This window comes from Phocaeicola sp. RTP21198st1_B8_RTP21198_201120, assembly GCF_040929485.1.
In the GTDB taxonomy this organism is placed as follows: domain Bacteria; phylum Bacteroidota; class Bacteroidia; order Bacteroidales; family Bacteroidaceae; genus Phocaeicola; species Phocaeicola dorei.
The window spans coordinates 1-1,154 of record NZ_JBCOCI010000469.1 but is presented as its reverse complement, the minus strand read 5'-3'; the positions used below and the strand labels follow the sequence as shown (position 1 = coordinate 1,154).

Below are 1,154 nucleotides of genomic sequence, written 5' to 3'. Positions count from 1 at the left end.
CCGGTATATTTAGCTGAATTCCAGATGCCTTCCTGCATTAAAGCTGTATACTCATCTCCATTCAACATAGGAATATTCTTAGGTTCTATCTTAGTTGTCCATTTGGAAGAGAAAGAAAAACGAGTTTTTCCTACTGTACCCTTCTTGGTGGTAATCACTAAAACTCCATTTGCTCCCTGTGTTCCCCAAATAGCCGTAGCAGAAGCATCTTTCAGTACTTCAACTGTCGCTATATCATTGGGAGAGATATTCAAAAGAGCACCTAAATCTTCTTCGTTAGCAGTAGAAAAATCAAAATCATCACTGATATCTGTCGGATAAGGCACACCATCAATTACAATCAGAGGATCGGCAGACGCATTCAAGGTTCCTGTACCACGGATTCGAATAGAGCTACGGGTACCCGGATCACCTCCTAATACAATATCTACCCCTCCCAGTTGCCCCTGCAACGCTTCTTCAACAGAGACAATCGGAGCTGCCGCTACCAGATCATCCATATTTACCTTCTGAGTAGCCGAAATCATCTCTTTATTGGTAATACCCAAATCATTTCTTTCTATACGTTTTGCTGAAACAACTACCTCATCCACAGTTTTTGACTCTGATTCCATGCGGATATTCAGGTTGGTCTGACCTGTGTATTTAACCCTTTGGGTTTTCATCCCGATATAAGAGAAAACAATGGTCAAGTTATTTTCCCCTTCCGGAATCTTCACGTTATATTGACCGTTCAGATTAGTAATAGATCCACCCAGGGAACGGTTTTGTGCATTGACAATATTCACATTAACTCCAACTAACGGATCAGCCGTCTTTCCTATCAACTCTGTGACCGTACCCGACATTACTTTCTGTGCCTGAGCTACGACCTCCCCTACACAACATAGAAGCAAGGTCATTGATACACATATTAATTTAAATTGTTTCATAATTTTAGATATTCAGTTTATTAAAAAACAGAGTCTATTAAGTGGAAACCTCCATCATTATACGCAAACGGGAAATAGTAATAAGTCGGAACCACGGAACATACACGACTTGTTCCATCCAATTGAACGGACAAGGTTTCTCCATTATCTGTATAAATTATATTATTATCATTGGCATTACGATAAGTACCTGTTTTCCACGTAGTAGAACCGATATACGGA

Annotated in this window: 2 protein-coding genes; both read right to left on the bottom strand. The window is 39.9% G+C overall.

Annotated features, from left to right (window positions below; all coding sequences use genetic code 11):
* A partial coding sequence (locus tag AB5935_RS27360; protein ID WP_368328022.1) for a TonB-dependent receptor plug domain-containing protein occupies positions 1–932 on the bottom strand: 932 nt, incomplete at its 3' end.
* A 20-nt stretch (positions 933–952) separates the two neighbouring features.
* Positions 953–1,154 (bottom strand): hypothetical protein (locus tag AB5935_RS27355; RefSeq protein ID WP_368328021.1); only part of this gene is annotated, 202 nt, incomplete at its 5' end.